Consider the following 14,924-nt stretch of genomic DNA (forward strand, 5'->3'; position numbering starts at 1 on the left):
GCTTCCTTACCGGTGACGGAAGGAGAGCCGTTCTTTGTCGTATAGCCGTTGAGGGATTGTTCCACATGAAACATTACGAATCAAATGTCTTGGGCGAATGCCTCCGCCGCGAGGCAAAGATAATAGGCGAGTCCGGTTTGCTGCGATTCCAGCATGGACCGGTGAAAGTCGTCGCCGAGGAAGAAGCGGCACTGAGCGGCAAAATCCGCTTTGCCGATCGCATGGCCATGGCGATTCAAGAAGGCCAAATGATCTTCTATAAGTGCTTGAAGCTGCTCATCGTCCACTCTGCGCCCGCTGCGCAGCGCTTCGGCCATCCCGTCCATAAACCGCTTCGCCTCCGCCGCTTGCTCATTCATCTCGGCGACGTCTACCGGATATTGCTCGGCGAGATCGTAGTCGTACGTCTCCTGCAGATACTGACGCTGTTCCTCCAGAGCCTCGGTCCACTGCTCCTCCGTCGCAAAGCCTGCGAACATCTCGTCTTGGCTCATCTTCTCTCCCTTGCGGGCGTGATCGATCGACAGCCGGAGCGTCTCAAGCAGACGCTGCAGCCGCTCCATCCGCGCGGTCAGCAGCAGCTGCTGGGCGGACAATATCGCCAGCCGTTCCGGTTCTTGGTCCAGAAGCTGTTGAATTTGTTCGAGAGGGAAGTCGAGCTCCCGGTAGAATAAAATTTGCTGCAGCCTTTCGAGCTCCTTCATACCGTACAGCCGGTAGCCGGCTTCGCTGATTTGGCAAGGCTCAAGCAGGCCGATTTTATGATAATGATGCAGCGTCTTTACCGTAATATTGGTCATGCCGGCAACTTCTTTTACCGTATACATATCGGATCACCTCATTGTTTTTCCTCATTGTAAAGGCTCCCCTAAGAGGAGTGTCAACATCCCGGCACAAAGTAAAATTGGCGGTTGACTCTGACCTTAGGGCAGGGATTATGCTGTGAACCGGCATCAAATCCAATCTGTCGCAATATAAGGAAGGAGCCGTGTCATCTTGTCCTATACCGTTCTATGGCGTCACCGTTTCATTCGGGCCGTATTGATTTCCAATGTATTGTCCCAAATCGGCATTTGGGTGCGCAATCTTGCCGTGTTATTGTTCGTCATGGAAAAGACGGGCGCCGATGCGCCTTCCGTATCGCTGATCTCGGTGGCGGAGTACGCGCCGATCTTCCTCTTTTCCTTGATCGGGGGCGTTTTGGCCGACCGTTGGAGGAGGCCGAAACGGATGATTATCGGCTGCGACGTTTGGAGTGCGGTCTCGATCGCCGGGGTCGCCGCCGCGATAGGGCTCGGCTCGTGGCAAGCGGTATTCGCGGCGACCTTCGTGTCAGCCGTCTTGTCGCAGTTGGCGCAGCCTGCGGGAATGAAGCTGTTCAAGCAGCAAGTATCGGACGAGCTGGCGCAGCCGTGCATCGCGCTGCTGCAGATGTTATTCGCCGTGTTCATGGTCGCCGGTCCGGTTCTCGGCACCTTCGTTTACGCTCACTGGGGCATCGAGGCGTCGCTGGCGCTGACGGGGGCGGCGTTTCTGGGCTCTGCTGCGGTGATGGCCTTCGTGCCGCGCGATGCGGCCCTTCCCGCAGATGAAGAAGGCTCGGGCGGCGCCTCCTTGCTTCGCGATATGGCGGAAGGGATTCGCTATACGGCGAAGAAGCCGGTGCTGCTCTATACGAGCTTATCGTTTATGGCGGTGGGGCTTGGCGTTGGGCTTATCTCGCCGCTCGGCGTCTTCGTTATTACCGAGCGGCTCGGCTTGCCTGCGGACGATTTGCAGTGGACGATGATCCCTTACGGGATCGGAGAGGTGCTGGGGGGCTGGCGGCGTTCAGGCTGGCTTCCCGCTGGACGCCGCAGAAGCTGCTCGCGGCCGGGCTGGCCGTCAATGCGGCGGGAATTGCCGCAATGGGCATGTCGACCGCGTTGTGGAGCGCGATGCTCGCGCAGTTTGCTATCGCGCTTCTCCAGCCGGCTATTTTTATCGGAAGCGGCGCGCTGGTAATGAAGCATACGGAGGAACGCTTCATTGGAAGGGTTACAGGCATCCGGACGCCTCTGATGACCGGAGCGATGGTCGCGATGATGAGCGCCGCCGGGCCGCTGAAGGAGGCGTTCTCGCTTCCGGCGCTGTACGGCGCGGCGGGCGGCATGTTTGTACTCGGGCTGCTGCTGCTTCTTCCCGTGTTTCGCGTTTCCGGGGAAGCTGCTGAGCAATAAGGGCTAATCATGCAAAAAAAGGCCGTTAGATGGCGTTATGCGCATACTAACGGCTTTTTATTTTTGTTTAGGAAATGATGCGCAGCAATGTCCTGTGGATATCCGGGTGCTCCCCGAAAGGAAAGTCTACCCATAGAACGATCCCTAGACGCCGATCCAGCTTAGGCTGGATGCGGACGCAATAAGCTTCAGAGCATCACGTCACTACCCTGGAAATTACTCTTGGTACCCCATTTCCATTGTCTGTGGTGCCGCGTAGCGGCATGGATGGCTTTTGGGGGATTTGTTCCCGAAGACATGATACTGATCCGCTTTGCCGGGATCGTGGGGATGTTTCCGGCCGGGAGGGGGCGCCGATTGCCGAGGCGGTCGAGCCGGGGGCCCCAACGAAGCCGCCTTTACCTGTCAATCGATTCATCGCGGCGCGGCGATGGCCCGGTTCTAGGCGGGGTGATCGGGGGCCCGGCGGATAGCGCGGGCTGCTCGAGTTCGCTGCGGCGGCGGCCGCGGTCCCATAGGATGATGGCCAGATAGATGCAGAGGCCGATATTGGCCGCGGCGGTAACGAACATCGTGAAGCTGTAGGAAGCCTCGCGGCCTCCGGCATGGTACAAAATATCGTACGTATTGACGAAGGACGTCGTGCTGAAGCCGGCGGCCAGCCACAGGAGCCTGCGGTCACGCAGCAGCGCATAGGCAAGCAGGGCGATCGCGGCCGCGTGGAACAAGTACCGTTCATGCATGCTGGAGGCGAAGGTGAACACGCCGGCAATTAGCAGCAGAGCGGCTGCCGGGCCGAGCTTGGTTCCGCCGCCCTTCGCATAGGACAGCCAGGAATACAGCGTCACGATCACAATCATAGCCATGCCCCATGTATGGTAATCGAACCAGAGGAGCGTCGTCGTGTCCTTCGTATAATTTGCGCCCAGCAGGGCAAAGAAATTATATGCATTGACGGAAGCGTAAGGATACTCATTGACGGTGCCGGTATACAGCTTCAGCAGCCAGAGCGGGCTTTGCCCTGCCGAGAAAGGGAGCACGACGGGCAACGCGACCGCCAAAGCCGAGCCTGCGGCGATCAGCCAAGGCTTGAGCCGTTTCTGCCGAATCAGCTCAAAGAACAACACGGGCAAATAGATGATGCCTTGGGGCTTCATCAGCACGGCGGCGGCCAGGAGAGCGGAAGCCCGGCCGATGTTGCGGTTCGCCAGCATCCACAGCCCTCCGACAACGATCAAGGTGAAAAAGGAATCGACCTGCCCCCAAAACGTGGAGTTGATCAGGATGGCCGGATTCCAAATATAAAAGGCGGCGATCAGCCAGCCGGCTTCGAAGGACAGCAGCTTCCGGCCGATCCGGTACAGCACATAGGCGGTAGCAATGTCCGCGGCTATCGACGGAAGCTTAAGCAGCAGCGCGCTGTAAGGACTTAGCGCCGTCAGCGAGGCCAGCTTGCCGATCAAATACAAAACATACATATACAAAGGCGGATAATCGCTTGAGCCGTGCAGGTAGAAACCGCTCAAATCGCGGGCTGCGGACATCGCCCAATTTCTGAACAAGTTCAGGTCCGTATGGCCGGGAATCCAAGGAGCGGCGGCAATGCGCAGCAGCAATCCGGCTCCGAGCAAGGACGCCAGCAGCAGGACGCGGCGCTCCCGGGGAAGCTGGAGCGGGCGGCGCTGCAGCCGGTAAGCGGCCCATCCCGCCGCTGCGATAAATATCGCCGCATACAAGGCGAGCCCCGCGGCATACTTGGAGGAGGAGCTTGCTGCGCCTCCGGGCCGTCCGCCGCCCGCCGCGGGCATCGTTCTGCGGCTATCGGCCTGGCCGCTGACGGAGCCTCCCGGGCCGGAGCCGCTGCCGCTGCCGCTGCCGTCCTGCAGCTGCCCCGGGCGCTGTCTGCGGCCGCCGCCGGGGTTCTGCTGCGGCTGCGCGCCGTCACCCGGAGCGGCTTGAATGCCGCCTCCTCTTGCAGCCCCGGCGTTCGGCGCGCTTCCGAAGCCGCTTGCACCCGGAGCGTCGCGGAAGCTCGCTCCTCCCGGCTGGAATGCGCCTGACGGAAGCGACGACGCCGGGCGCTGGCCATAGCTCCACAGAGAATACACGGTAAGCCCGAGCGAGAGCACAAGCAGAACAATAAGGGTGAGAGAAAGCTTTGATTTCGGAACGGACATGCGGCGCTGCGCCCCTTTCTATTCGGTGCCGGATATTATTTTTCCATTATGGATGAGCAAACTGAAAACGAGCTTAAACGAAACTGATCGTTCGCTTAATGTTGGGGCGTGCAAGAAGGCACAATCATATCAAGGGTTGACAACAGGAATGACTTGTAACTATAATTGTTACAGGAATTAAAGGAAATGGAGTGTCCCGCGAACTATCAATGTAGTCTGGGGGAACGTAACGTTGGAAAAGGGATCTGCCTGCGGCAGGCCGGCAGGCCGCCGCCATACAATGATTTTATACGCTTTCTTGTAACAATTATGGTTACAAAATGAGTGAAAGGAGCTGAACATCAATCGTGACTTTGCGTATTCAAGCTTATTCGGATTTTATATGTCCGTTCTGTTTTTTGGCCAAAACGCCGCTGGACGAGGCCGTGCAAGGCAAAGACGTCGAGATCGAATGGATGCCTTTCGAGCTGCGTCCGAGTCCGGCGCCGAAGATCGACCCATGGGAGGACCCTTCCAAGCTTCGCGGCTGGGAGTCGTATATTACTCCAATGGCGGAACAATGGGGAGTTCGTATGAAGCTTCCGCACATCTCTCCGCATCCGTATACCGGCCTGGCTTTCGAAGGCTACCATTATGCGAAGGATCAGGGGAGGGGCAACGCCTACATGAGCCGCGTGTTCGCCGCTTTTTTCCAGGAAGAGCAGGATATCGGGCAACTGGATGTGTTAGCGAAGCTGGCCGCGGAGATCGGCTTGGAAGAAGCCGGCTTCCACGAGGCGCTGCAGTCCGGCAAGTATCGGGACATACAGGCGCAAGCGGTGCGCCATGCTTATGAGGAGGCCGGGATTACGGCGGTGCCTACGTTTATTATCGGCAGCGAGCGCGTGCAGGGCGCGGTTAGCCGCGAAGCGCTGGAGAGCGTCATTATGCAGCAGCTGGAGCGGGAAGCGGTCGGTAAGACGCAAGGGCTGCAGTGCGATGCGTCAGGAGATTGCGCACCGTAAGCAAAGCTTGTCGGCGTCTCCTCTTTAGCTGCGGACGATGAACGGTTAGCCGAACGCAGAGCCTAAGCGAAGCCAATCGGCGAATTGCCGCAAGTTGGATTGACTATAACGACAAAATGAAAATAATGGAGGGTATGATCATGAAAATTGCAGTTATCGGAGCCAGCGGAAAAGCAGGAAGCCTTATCGTGAAAGAAGCGGTCAGCCGCGGGCATGAAGTGACGTCGATCGTTCGGGACGCGTCCAAGCTTGCGAGCCGGGATACGGCCGTATTGGAGAAAGACGTCTTCGCGCTGACCTCGGACAATCTGCGGGCATTCGACGTTGTCGTGAATGCGTTCGGCGCGGCTCCCGGCCAGGAGCATTTGCATGTGGAAGCGGGCCAAGCTTTGATTCAGGCTTTGAAGGGAGCTCCGCAAACGAGACTGATCGTTGTCGGAGGCGCAGGCAGCCTGTTCGTGGACGAGCAGAAGACGACCCGCTTGTACAATACTCCGGAGTTCCCGCGCGAATATTACGCCACCGCTTCGAATCAAGGTAAAAACCTGGAGGATCTGCAAAACAGCGAAGGCATTCAGTGGACGTTCGTCAGCCCCGCCGCCTTCTTCGATCCTGCAGGCCAAAGAACCGGTTCTTATCAAAAAGGGAAAGATCATTTGATGGTCAATTCGCAGGGCAACAGCTATATCAGCTACGCCGATTTCGCCCTTGCGGTCGTCGATGAGATCGAGAAGCCGGAACACAAGAACGAACGGTTTACGCTGGTTGGAGAAGCGGAATAATCGTTGACAGCCCTAGGCACATAAGCATCGAAAACTCGGAAGAGTCTTCGATGCTTATTTTTTTGCCGATAAAGCCGGCCCGTCACTGACGCTCCGTAAATTCCCGCCGACCCGTCCGCGAAACGCCGCTGTTATCGTCATTCACAGTCTTTCGCTTCGTCAGGGACGTCTCTCTCGTTAGCAGGCAAGCCGCACAAAAAACGTCATACTACAGCAAATAAACGCAATGTTCCGGCCGCCGGCGCGAATGTATATTGAACATGAATCGCCAAATGCCGATCGATTGGGAGCATTACTTACCGTTATATACCTTGATAGACCAATCGGCAGCTGCGCCGAGCGGTCTTTCTTCATTTTACCCGCCCGGTTGGCGTATGAAAGGAAGAGAATTTGCAATTTTGATTAGGCGGTTCAGGTTTTGATGAGTGCAGGCCGGAGGGGAGCGTACCATAATGAAAGGTAAGGAACCGAAAGACGATCCAAGGACATCATGTTTAAACAAGGGGGTAAGCGAATGGCCAGAATCTGTATCGTGGATGACGAGCCGATCATCGGCATCGGGCTCAAAACGTTAATTGGAGACTATGGACGCTTTAGTGAGATCGATACGTTTACAGACGGTGAGTCCGCCTTGTCGCACATCACGGCTAATCCTCCCGACATTGTGCTCACCGATATTTGAATGCCTCGTATGGACGGTTTGGAGCTATGCCGAAATATTCAGCAGCGAAAAATTTTTACCAAAGTCATTGTGCTTTCGGGTTACGGGGATTTTGCGTATGCGCAAAAATGTATGACCTACGGGGTACAGGAATATTTATTGAAGCCGGTGACCGAAATTGAGCTGTTTCCTGTGCTGGATAAATTGCTCGACATGCGGGAAGCCGCGCTGATGTCGTTCTCCCATTTTGAGCAGTGGATCGATCAAATGGAGGAAGCGATTTGGATGATGGATAAGGCGCGGGCCGACGAACTGCTTGAGGATGGCAAGAAAACGCTATTCGCCGTGGAAACGAACATTCAGCTGCATCAGCGGATCGACGACGCGATCAAGCTGCTTCGCAGAAAGCTGCATAGCAGAGAGGGCTGCAGGATGGAACCGCCGCCGGCAGAGGAAGATGCGGGCATGACAAGCACCTATGAATGGTTTCAGGCCGAAATCGAACGATGGATACAGCAATTGAGCATGTACCGCAATCATGAAAGAATCAATGTGCTGGAGGCGGCCCTGCAATACATCGACGAGCATCTCTTCGAGGAGGAGCTCACCCTGGACATGGTGGCAGGAAAGTTAGGCGTGACGCCGACCTATTTCAGCCATTATTTCAAGAAACAGACAAGCGAGACGTTCGTGCAGTACCGGATGCGCAAAAGAATCGAGAAAGCCAAGCAGCTTCTCGCCGTGCCGCACTTTAAAATCATCGACATTGTCGCCGAGGTCGGCTATGAAAGCTATCCCCATTTCTCCAGGGTGTTCAAAAAGGCCACGGGATATTCCCCCACCGAATACCGCGGCCTGCTGGGGATCAAATAATGAACAACGGCTTGGTACGCAAGGTGTACATCTACTTTGTCATACTCATCACACTGGCGCTGGTGACGGTGGGGGTCACCGCTTATTGGCGGTCATCCAACGAATTGGAGAACCAGTACGAAGGGCTGCTGACCCAAATCGTGGATAACGTGCTGAATGAAACCGATTTGTTTCTCAAGAGCTACGAAAGAGCTACGGTCTCTATTATGATCTCTCCTGTCGTGAAGGAGGCGCTTGATCTTCCGAGCAATTCAGCTGCCGGTTTCTATGCATCCGAGGTGGCCATGAAGGGAGTATTTCAGCCTGTGCTCATCAATAATCCGGAAATATCGATGGCCTATATTATCGGGTATAACGGGTTTCAGGCCACGGATTTTAATGCGCATATTGTTCCCTTCAATTACAAAGGATTTGAAGAATATGTCGAACAGATTAAAGAAGACGACGATATTAACGGCCAGCTGAAGATTCAGGATTCCGGATTTCTGGACGGTCATCTCACCGTCATTCGCAAATTGGGGGATCGGACCTCGGCCAAATCATTTAAAGGCATCATGGGCTTCGAACTGCGGATAGGGGAGCTGAACACGCTCTGGAAGGGCATCAAGCTCGGGCAATCGGGGTATTTTTTCATCGTGAACGATCGCGGAAAAATACTGTATCATCCCGATCCGGAGCGGATCGGCAAACAACTGGACGGCATCCATTTCAATACGGTGGAGGCCAAGAAAGACCAGGTCTTCGAGCTGCCCGGAGAACCGGGGCGCATATTTTTTAGCCGAAAGTCGGACTACTCCGGATGGACGCTCGTGGCGAGCATATCGGTCGCCGAACAGCGCAAGCCGATTTCCGATTTGCGTCAAACTACGCTCATTGTCGGCATCGGCACCTTGATTGCGGCCTTGTTTTTGGCGTATCGTTTCGGCCAATCCATCATCCGCCCCATTCGGCTATTGGAGAACGGGATGCGCCGGACGGCCAAAGGGCAGTGGACAAGAGTTCCTCTGACCGGAAGCCGCGACGAGATGGATCAGCTGATTATCAGCTACAATACGATGGTCACCCGGCTGGAGGAGCTTGTGGAACGGGTCTACGAGACCGAGCTGCGCAACCAGGACAATTTAATGAAACGGCAGCTGGCCGAATTTCAATCGCTCCAACTGCAGATTAATCCGCATTTCTTGTACAACACGCTGGAAATTATTATTTGCTACGCCGTTATTCAGAAATCGAGCGAAATCAAAGACATTGTTCGCTCTTTGTCGTATATGCTGCGCTATTCCATCCGCACCGATTTGGAGAAAATTACGGTGGCTAACGAGCTGAAGCATATTTTGTATTTTATGTCGATTATGAAATACCGCAATCAGCGCGAATTTGAAATCGATGTTCGCATCAGCACGGATTATTTGCTGGAAAGCATGGTTCGGCTGACGCTGCAGCCGCTGGTCGAAAATGTGTTTAAGCACGCGTTTCCGTACGGGATTGAGGATGAGCACACCATTATTATTGACGCCTGGAAGGACGGGGGGGATTTCTACGTCACGGTAGAGGATAACGGCTGCGGGATTGAAGCGGAAGCGCTTCGGCAATTAAACAGCCGGCTCATGAACAGTCGGGAGCGTCTGCCGGATGCACAACCGCAACCGACGCCGCAAGGCAGTATCGGGCTGCTTAACGTGCATAACCGGATTCAGATGGTGTTCGGTCCGCAGTACGGGCTTTCCGTACAGAGCGAGCCGGGCGCGGGTACGACGGTGACCATTCGCATGCCGTCATCCGGCGCAAAAAAAGTCATGCCGGTATAAAACAACGCAATGCCCGGCGCTTTTCTCTATTATATGCTAAAGATAGAAAGCGATGAAAACACACCAAGTCGCGGTCATGGAAATGGGAGGGATCAGATGGAAATTTCCGCTAACAAGAGCAGCGCATTACCTGCCGTTGCAGGCAAAAAAAAGGAAAGCTATTTATCCAGATTAAAGAAAAATGCAATCAGCCATTGGCAGCTCTATCTGTTTATGCTGCTGCCGATTATTTATTTGGTCATATTCAAGTACGTGCCGATGTACGGAGCCTTAATTGCGTTCAAAAATTATATTCCGACCAAAGGCGTATGGGGCAGCGAATGGGTGGGACTTAAGCATTTCGACCGGTTTTTCCATTCGTACGAATTCGTTCGGGTGATGAAAAATACGGTGCTGCTCAGCTTATACAGTTTAGTTGCCGGGTTTCCGTTTCCGATTCTGCTGGCGCTGTCGCTGAATTACGTAAATGCGCGCTTCTTTAAGAAAACGGTGCAGATGGTCACGTACGCGCCGCATTTTATTTCCGTCGTCGTCATGGTCGGCATCATTTTGCAAATGCTGGACCCGCGGATCGGTCTGGTGCAAACGATCATGAAATTTTTCGGAATGTCCGCGATCAACTTCATGGGCGTACCGGAATGGTTCTCGCATGTGTTTGTCTGGTCGGGCATTTGGCAAAATGTCGGTTTCTCCTGCATCATCTATTTGGCAGCGCTTGCAGCCGTCGATCCTTCGCTGCATGAAGCGGCTGTCGTGGACGGCGCCAGCAAGCTGCGGCGCATGTGGCATGTCGATTTGCCGGGGATTATGCCGGTTGCCGTTATTTTGCTGATCATGAACACCGGCCATGTGCTGGACATCGGCTTTGAAAAAGTATTGCTGATGCAAAATCCGCTGAATTTAAGTTCAGCCGAGGTGATCGATACGTTCGTGTACAAAGTCGGTCTGGCCTCGACGGCGATCAATTATTCCTATTCGTCGGCGATCGGATTGTTTAAATCGGTTATTAATCTGGCCCTGCTGGTTATTGTCAATCGGATAGCCAGAAAATTAGGGGAAACCAGTTTATGGTAATAAGGAGGCGCGCCCATGACGGGAAGCATCAAAGAAAGTGCGGATGACAGGCTGTTTACTATTGCAAATTATATCATTCTGTCTCTATTTACGGTTACGATTCTCTATCCTCTAATTTATATTGTTAGCGCTTCCTTTAGCTCCTCCGCCGCGGTGATTTCCGGAAAAGTCTGGCTGTACCCGGTCGATCCGACGCTGGCAGGCTATGAAGCGGTATTCAAGCATCGTTTAATTATGTCGAGCTTTTTGAATTCGGTATTTTATACCGTGGTGGGAACGACGATCAATGTGCTGTTTACGCTCATTGCCGCGTATCCGCTTTCAAGGAAAGATTTTATGCCCCGCCATGCGATTATGGCTTTGTTCGTCTTCACCATGATGTTCTCGGGCGGACTGATTCCGTCTTATCTCGTCGTGAAAGGGCTGGGCATGATCGACACCAGATGGTCTCTCATTATTCCGGGAGCGCTTGCCGTGATGAATGTGATCATCGCCCGCACGTATTTTCAAACGACGATCCCCGACGAATTGCTCGAGGCCGCCCAGATGGACGGCTGCAGCGATTTTACGTTTGTGCAAAAAATCGTCATTCCTTTATCCGGTCCGATCATTGCGGTCATCGCCTTGTTTTATGCAGTCGGCCACTGGAATCAATATTTTAACGCGCTGCTCTATTTAAAGCATCAGGAGCTGTACCCGATTCAACTGGTTTTACGGGATATATTGGTGCAGAACGAGGTCGATGCGTCGATGATCACCGACGTTGCCGATCAGGCGGCCAGAGACGGTTTGCGGGAGCTGTTGAAGTATTCCCTGATCGTTGTGTCCACGCTGCCCGTGCTCATCATTTATCCCTTCTTGCAAAGGCATTTTGTCAAAGGCATGATGATAGGCTCATTAAAAGGCTAAAGGGGAGTTTTACATGAAGAAAGGTTTAGCGGTTGTAGTGGCATTGACGACATCTGTGGCATTGTTAAGCGCATGCGCGGACAGCGCGCCCAAGGAAGCGGCTCCGGCGGCGCCGGCAAGCGGCGACGATCAGGTGACGCCGGCGGGCGAGTTCCCGATCACGAAGGAAAAGACGACGCTCAAGGTTATGGTCAAGGGCTCCAGCATTGTTGAAAACTTTGCAACGAATGAGTTTACGAAGTGGCTGGAGGAGAAAACGAACATTCATATCGATTGGGAAGTCGCTCCGGAAAAAACGTTTGACGAGAAGCTCAACGTGTCGCTGGCCAGCGGCGATTATCCCGATGTGCTGCTGGGTATGAACGTATCGCCCATTCAGCAGTCGATTTACGGGAAGGACGGCGTATTTGTCCCGCTCAATCCGTATATCGACAAATATGGCGTAGAAATGAAAAAGATGTTCGAGCAGGTTTCTTATGTCAAAGATATGATTACCCTGCCCGACGGCAAAATTTATTCGGTACCGCAGGTCAATGAGTGTTACCACTGCTCGATCGGCCAAAAAATGTGGATTTATCAGCCGTGGCTCGATAAGCTCGGGTTGAAAATGCCGGAGACGACGGAAGAGTTTTATCAGGTGCTCAAAGCGTTCAAGGAGAAAGACCCGAACGGCAACGGCAAGGCGGACGAAATTCCGCTTGTCGGCGCGACCAACGGCCCGTCCTCGACGCTCGATTTGTTTCTGACCAGCGCGTTTATCGAGAAGGATTTCAACCTGCGGTTCGTCAAGGACGGCAAAGTGCAGGTCGCCTACAATCAGCCGGAGTGGAAAGAGGCGCTCAAGTATCTTCATAAACTATATGCTGACGGCTTAATCTCGCCGCAATCGTTTACGCAGGACCGCAACCAGCTGAAACAGATGGGGATGAACCCCGAGGTTCCGATTATCGGGGCGGTCGCTTCACAAAACCAAACGGTGTTTGTCGATGTCGACAATCCGAGATTCAAAGATTTCGTGGCGGTGCCGCCGCTGAAAGGGCCGGCAGGCATACGTTCGACGGCTTACAATCCTTACGCGGTATCCACCGGGCAATTCGTGATCACCAATAAGGCGAAAAATCCCGCCGCCGCTTTCCGTATGGCCGATCTGCTGCTTTCGGAAGAAGCGACGCTGCGCAGCACGCAGGGCCGTCCGGGACAGGAGTGGGTGCGACCGGAGGCGGGCGAACTGGGCATAAACGGAAAACCGGCGGTATGGAAGCCGATCGCGACGTTCGGCAAGCTGCAAAACGTCCACTGGGCGCAAATCGGGCCGTCCCTGCGAACGAACGATCTGCGTTTAAGCGTGGCATCCGATCCGAAAAATTCGCTTGAGCTGATTTTGTACAATGAAACGAAAAAATACGAGCCCTACAAAACAGATCCAAGCAAAATTGTGCCGCCATTGTTCTTTACCAACGAGCAGGCGGAGGAGCTGGCATCGCTGGAGAAGACGATCACGGACTACAGAACCGAGTTTTTTGCAAAGGCGGTTACCGGCTCGCTGGACATCGATAAGGAATGGGACAACTACTTGAGCACGCTCGATAAAATGAACTTGAAGCGCTGCCTGGAAATTTATCAGCAAGCCTACGACCAGTTTAAATCGAAAAAATAGAAACAAGAACGAACGGCGTATGCCGGTTGGAGAAGCGGTATGACCGTATGCGCCCCGTAACAAACAAGCATCGAAAACTCGGAGGAGTCTTCGATGCTTGTTTGGCTTGCTTTGTGGAGCCGCCTGGCGCCGACGCTCCGTTTATTTCACGCCGACCCGCATCCGGTAATTGAACATCACTTCAAGCGTTCTGCCTTGGAAATAGTCCTCGACCTGCCGGCGGAACGCCTCGATGTCGTCATTCAGAGCCGTCGATCCGAGCTTCAGCACCGTCTGCAATCCGCCTTGGCTTATGGCGAGACCGACGTAGCGTTCGGCATCGCAGGACTCCATATTGTGGAAGACGATTTCCTTGGCGAAACGGAAATGACCGCTTTGCCGGATATGCTGCAAATGCGCGTTTTTATCGCGTTTGACCGCCTGATCGTCTTTCGGAACGAGCTGAGCGAGCAGCGCGTCCGATTTCGCCAGCAGCCGGTTATAGCTGTCCTCGAGAGTCCACATCAGCGTCGGCGGCCAATCGCAATCATAGGCGGCGAACACGCCTCCGTCGCGCAGCACGCGCGCGAACTCTTTCAGCGTGCTCTCCGGCTCCATCCAGTGAAACGACTGCGAGCAGGTGACCACGTCAACCGAGCCGTTCGCAAGGCTAAGCTGATTGGAATAGCCGGGGATAAACGAGATCGCGCCGCTGCCGACCGCGGCGGCTTTTTGCTCGGCTTTGCCGCGCATGTCGTCGTTAGGCTCGATGCCGACAATTTGTTCCGCCTTTCCCAGCCAGACGAAGGAAGACAGCCCGGTTCCGCAGCCTACATCGGCTACAAGCCGCGGCTTTCCTCCGGCATAAGCCGTTACGATCTCCACGGCTTGTCCGGGCGCCTCCGGCCGGTATTGGTCGTAATAATCCTGATACCCCGAAAAGCGATCGACATTACTTTTTAAATTTCCTTCCGGTATCATCTCTTATCCTCCCGTTCATTAAGGAATCATTGCAGCTGCCAATCCGCTGCGCTCCAGCGAGTCATGTTCATTGTACAAGTATGCGGAAGCGGGTTCAATAGGAAGCGCGCTCTCTTGACAGCCTGATGAATGGTTTGTAGTATGGAAACCATAGTATTCTTTGTTGGTTTCCTTGGTTTCCAAGGTTTTTTGTTAAAAGAAAGGATCTAAAGCGAATGGAAAATGGGATCAAATCACGAATTGTACAGTCTGCCGCGGAGCTGTTCGGCACGAAGGGGTACCGCAGCGTGACGCTGAGCGAACTGGCGTCCCGGCTCGGCATGAGCAAAAAAACGCTCTACTTGCATTTCAGCGGCAAGGAGGAAATCGCGGAGGCGGTATTGGAACGAACGATGGACGCGGTCGCCGCAGCCATTGCGGACATCCGCGGCCGCGAAGGGGAGCCGCTGGACATGTTCGCCGACATTGTCAGAGGAATCAAGCGAGAGATCGTCAAGCTCAGTCCCTTGTTCATCGAGGATGTACAAAAGTACCTTCCCTCGCTATGGGAGCGGCTGGAGACGTTTCGCGCCCGGCAGCTTGCTTTCATGGAAAGTCTGCTGCGGCAGGCGCAGGAGCGGGGACTCATTCGCGAGCTGGACCCGAAGCTGACCGCATCCATCATGCTGGAGAGCGTGCAGCATTTTGTCCGCCCGGACTTTGCCGCAAAGCACGGCCATACGATGGTTGAAGTCGTAGATACTTTGTTTACGCTGTTTATTGAGGGCTTGCGGGCAAGCGACAACAAATAGAGGAGCGTG

Annotated in this window: 13 protein-coding genes and 1 pseudogene; 11 read left to right on the plus strand and 3 right to left on the minus strand. The window is 54.3% G+C overall.

What is annotated here, in order from left to right; genetic code table 11:
• Positions 1-80 precede the first annotated feature (80 nt).
• Positions 81-827: a MerR family transcriptional regulator gene (locus SK3146_RS19690; RefSeq protein ID WP_249860422.1), complete on the minus strand. Its 747-nt coding sequence runs from the start codon at positions 825-827 to the stop codon at positions 81-83.
• A 169-nt stretch (positions 828-996) separates the two neighbouring features.
• Here SK3146_RS19690 and SK3146_RS19695 point away from each other — a divergent pair, with 169 nt between their 5' ends.
• A complete protein-coding gene (locus SK3146_RS19695; protein WP_349655152.1) occupies positions 997-2,004 on the plus strand; it encodes an MFS transporter in 1,008 nt (335 codons plus the stop codon).
• A complete protein-coding gene (locus tag SK3146_RS35140; protein ID WP_349655153.1) occupies positions 2,004-2,219 on the plus strand; it encodes a hypothetical protein in 216 nt (71 codons plus the stop codon). The genes SK3146_RS19695 and SK3146_RS35140 overlap by 1 nt, the downstream gene beginning before the upstream one ends.
• Before the next feature lie 398 nt (positions 2,220-2,617).
• Here SK3146_RS35140 and SK3146_RS19700 read toward each other — a convergent pair whose 3' ends face one another.
• Positions 2,618-4,396 carry a dolichyl pyrophosphate Man9GlcNAc2 alpha-1,3-glucosyltransferase gene (locus tag SK3146_RS19700; RefSeq protein WP_249860423.1) on the minus strand — a complete coding sequence of 593 codons (1,779 nt, stop codon included), beginning with the start codon at positions 4,394-4,396 and terminating at the stop codon, positions 2,618-2,620.
• 347 nt (positions 4,397-4,743) lie between these two features.
• Here SK3146_RS19700 and SK3146_RS19705 point away from each other — a divergent pair, with 347 nt between their 5' ends.
• The 8 genes and pseudogenes from SK3146_RS19705 to SK3146_RS19740 all read left to right on the plus strand — a co-directional run bounded on the left by SK3146_RS19705 (position 4,744) and on the right by SK3146_RS19740 (position 13,164).
• Positions 4,744-5,400: a DsbA family oxidoreductase gene (locus SK3146_RS19705; RefSeq protein WP_249860424.1), complete on the plus strand. Its 657-nt coding sequence runs from the start codon at positions 4,744-4,746 to the stop codon at positions 5,398-5,400.
• Between the two features lie 140 nt (positions 5,401-5,540).
• Complete coding sequence (locus tag SK3146_RS19710) at positions 5,541-6,182, plus strand: NAD(P)-dependent oxidoreductase (RefSeq protein WP_249860425.1); 642 nt, start codon at positions 5,541-5,543, stop codon at positions 6,180-6,182.
• 514 nt (positions 6,183-6,696) lie between these two features.
• Positions 6,697-6,972: pseudogene (locus SK3146_RS19715) on the plus strand (response regulator); the annotation flags it as partial.
• Between the two features lie 486 nt (positions 6,973-7,458).
• Positions 7,459-7,716: a helix-turn-helix domain-containing protein gene (locus SK3146_RS19720; protein WP_249866371.1), complete on the plus strand. Its 258-nt coding sequence runs from the start codon at positions 7,459-7,461 to the stop codon at positions 7,714-7,716.
• Positions 7,716-9,524, plus strand: a complete 1,809-nt coding sequence (locus tag SK3146_RS19725; RefSeq protein WP_249860426.1) for a cache domain-containing sensor histidine kinase — start codon at positions 7,716-7,718, stop codon at positions 9,522-9,524. The genes SK3146_RS19720 and SK3146_RS19725 overlap by 1 nt, the downstream gene beginning before the upstream one ends.
• Before the next feature lie 96 nt (positions 9,525-9,620).
• Positions 9,621-10,598 carry an ABC transporter permease gene (locus SK3146_RS19730; protein WP_249860427.1) on the plus strand — a complete coding sequence of 326 codons (978 nt, stop codon included), beginning with the start codon at positions 9,621-9,623 and terminating at the stop codon, positions 10,596-10,598.
• A gap of 15 nt (positions 10,599-10,613) precedes the next feature.
• On the plus strand, positions 10,614-11,507 hold the full coding sequence (locus tag SK3146_RS19735) for a carbohydrate ABC transporter permease (RefSeq protein WP_249860428.1): 894 nt from the start codon (positions 10,614-10,616) through the stop codon (positions 11,505-11,507).
• A gap of 13 nt (positions 11,508-11,520) precedes the next feature.
• Positions 11,521-13,164: an ABC transporter substrate-binding protein gene (locus tag SK3146_RS19740; RefSeq protein ID WP_249860429.1), complete on the plus strand. Its 1,644-nt coding sequence runs from the start codon at positions 11,521-11,523 to the stop codon at positions 13,162-13,164.
• Positions 13,165-13,305: 141 nt separating this feature from the next.
• Here SK3146_RS19740 and SK3146_RS19745 read toward each other — a convergent pair whose 3' ends face one another.
• Complete coding sequence (locus SK3146_RS19745; RefSeq protein WP_249860430.1) at positions 13,306-14,124, minus strand: class I SAM-dependent methyltransferase; 819 nt, start codon at positions 14,122-14,124, stop codon at positions 13,306-13,308.
• 215 nt (positions 14,125-14,339) lie between these two features.
• Here SK3146_RS19745 and SK3146_RS19750 point away from each other — a divergent pair, with 215 nt between their 5' ends.
• Positions 14,340-14,915, plus strand: a complete 576-nt coding sequence (locus SK3146_RS19750; RefSeq protein WP_249860431.1) for a TetR/AcrR family transcriptional regulator — start codon at positions 14,340-14,342, stop codon at positions 14,913-14,915.
• Positions 14,916-14,924: the final 9 nt, after the last annotated feature.

It is taken from the genome of Paenibacillus konkukensis (assembly GCF_023523925.1).
Classification (GTDB): domain Bacteria; phylum Bacillota; class Bacilli; order Paenibacillales; family NBRC-103111; genus Paenibacillus_S; species Paenibacillus_S doosanensis.

What these genes read in the sequence shown, in the direction of transcription:
- SK3146_RS35140 (WP_349655153.1), top strand. Translation starts at nt 2,004, where the DNA reads ATGAAGCATACGGAGGAACGCTTCATTGGAAGGGTTACAGGCATCCGG.
- SK3146_RS19690 (WP_249860422.1), bottom strand. Translation starts at nt 827, where the DNA reads ATGTATACGGTAAAAGAAGTTGCCGGCATGACCAATATTACGGTAAAG.
- SK3146_RS19750 (WP_249860431.1), top strand. Translation starts at nt 14,340, where the DNA reads ATGGAAAATGGGATCAAATCACGAATTGTACAGTCTGCCGCGGAGCTG.
- SK3146_RS19720 (WP_249866371.1), top strand. Translation starts at nt 7,459, where the DNA reads ATGGTGGCAGGAAAGTTAGGCGTGACGCCGACCTATTTCAGCCATTAT.
- SK3146_RS19700 (WP_249860423.1), bottom strand. Translation starts at nt 4,396, where the DNA reads ATGTCCGTTCCGAAATCAAAGCTTTCTCTCACCCTTATTGTTCTGCTT.
- SK3146_RS19710 (WP_249860425.1), top strand. Translation starts at nt 5,541, where the DNA reads ATGAAAATTGCAGTTATCGGAGCCAGCGGAAAAGCAGGAAGCCTTATC.
- SK3146_RS19740 (WP_249860429.1), top strand. Translation starts at nt 11,521, where the DNA reads ATGAAGAAAGGTTTAGCGGTTGTAGTGGCATTGACGACATCTGTGGCA.
- SK3146_RS19745 (WP_249860430.1), bottom strand. Translation starts at nt 14,124, where the DNA reads ATGATACCGGAAGGAAATTTAAAAAGTAATGTCGATCGCTTTTCGGGG.
- SK3146_RS19730 (WP_249860427.1), top strand. Translation starts at nt 9,621, where the DNA reads ATGGAAATTTCCGCTAACAAGAGCAGCGCATTACCTGCCGTTGCAGGC.
- SK3146_RS19725 (WP_249860426.1), top strand. Translation starts at nt 7,716, where the DNA reads ATGAACAACGGCTTGGTACGCAAGGTGTACATCTACTTTGTCATACTC.
- SK3146_RS19735 (WP_249860428.1), top strand. Translation starts at nt 10,614, where the DNA reads ATGACGGGAAGCATCAAAGAAAGTGCGGATGACAGGCTGTTTACTATT.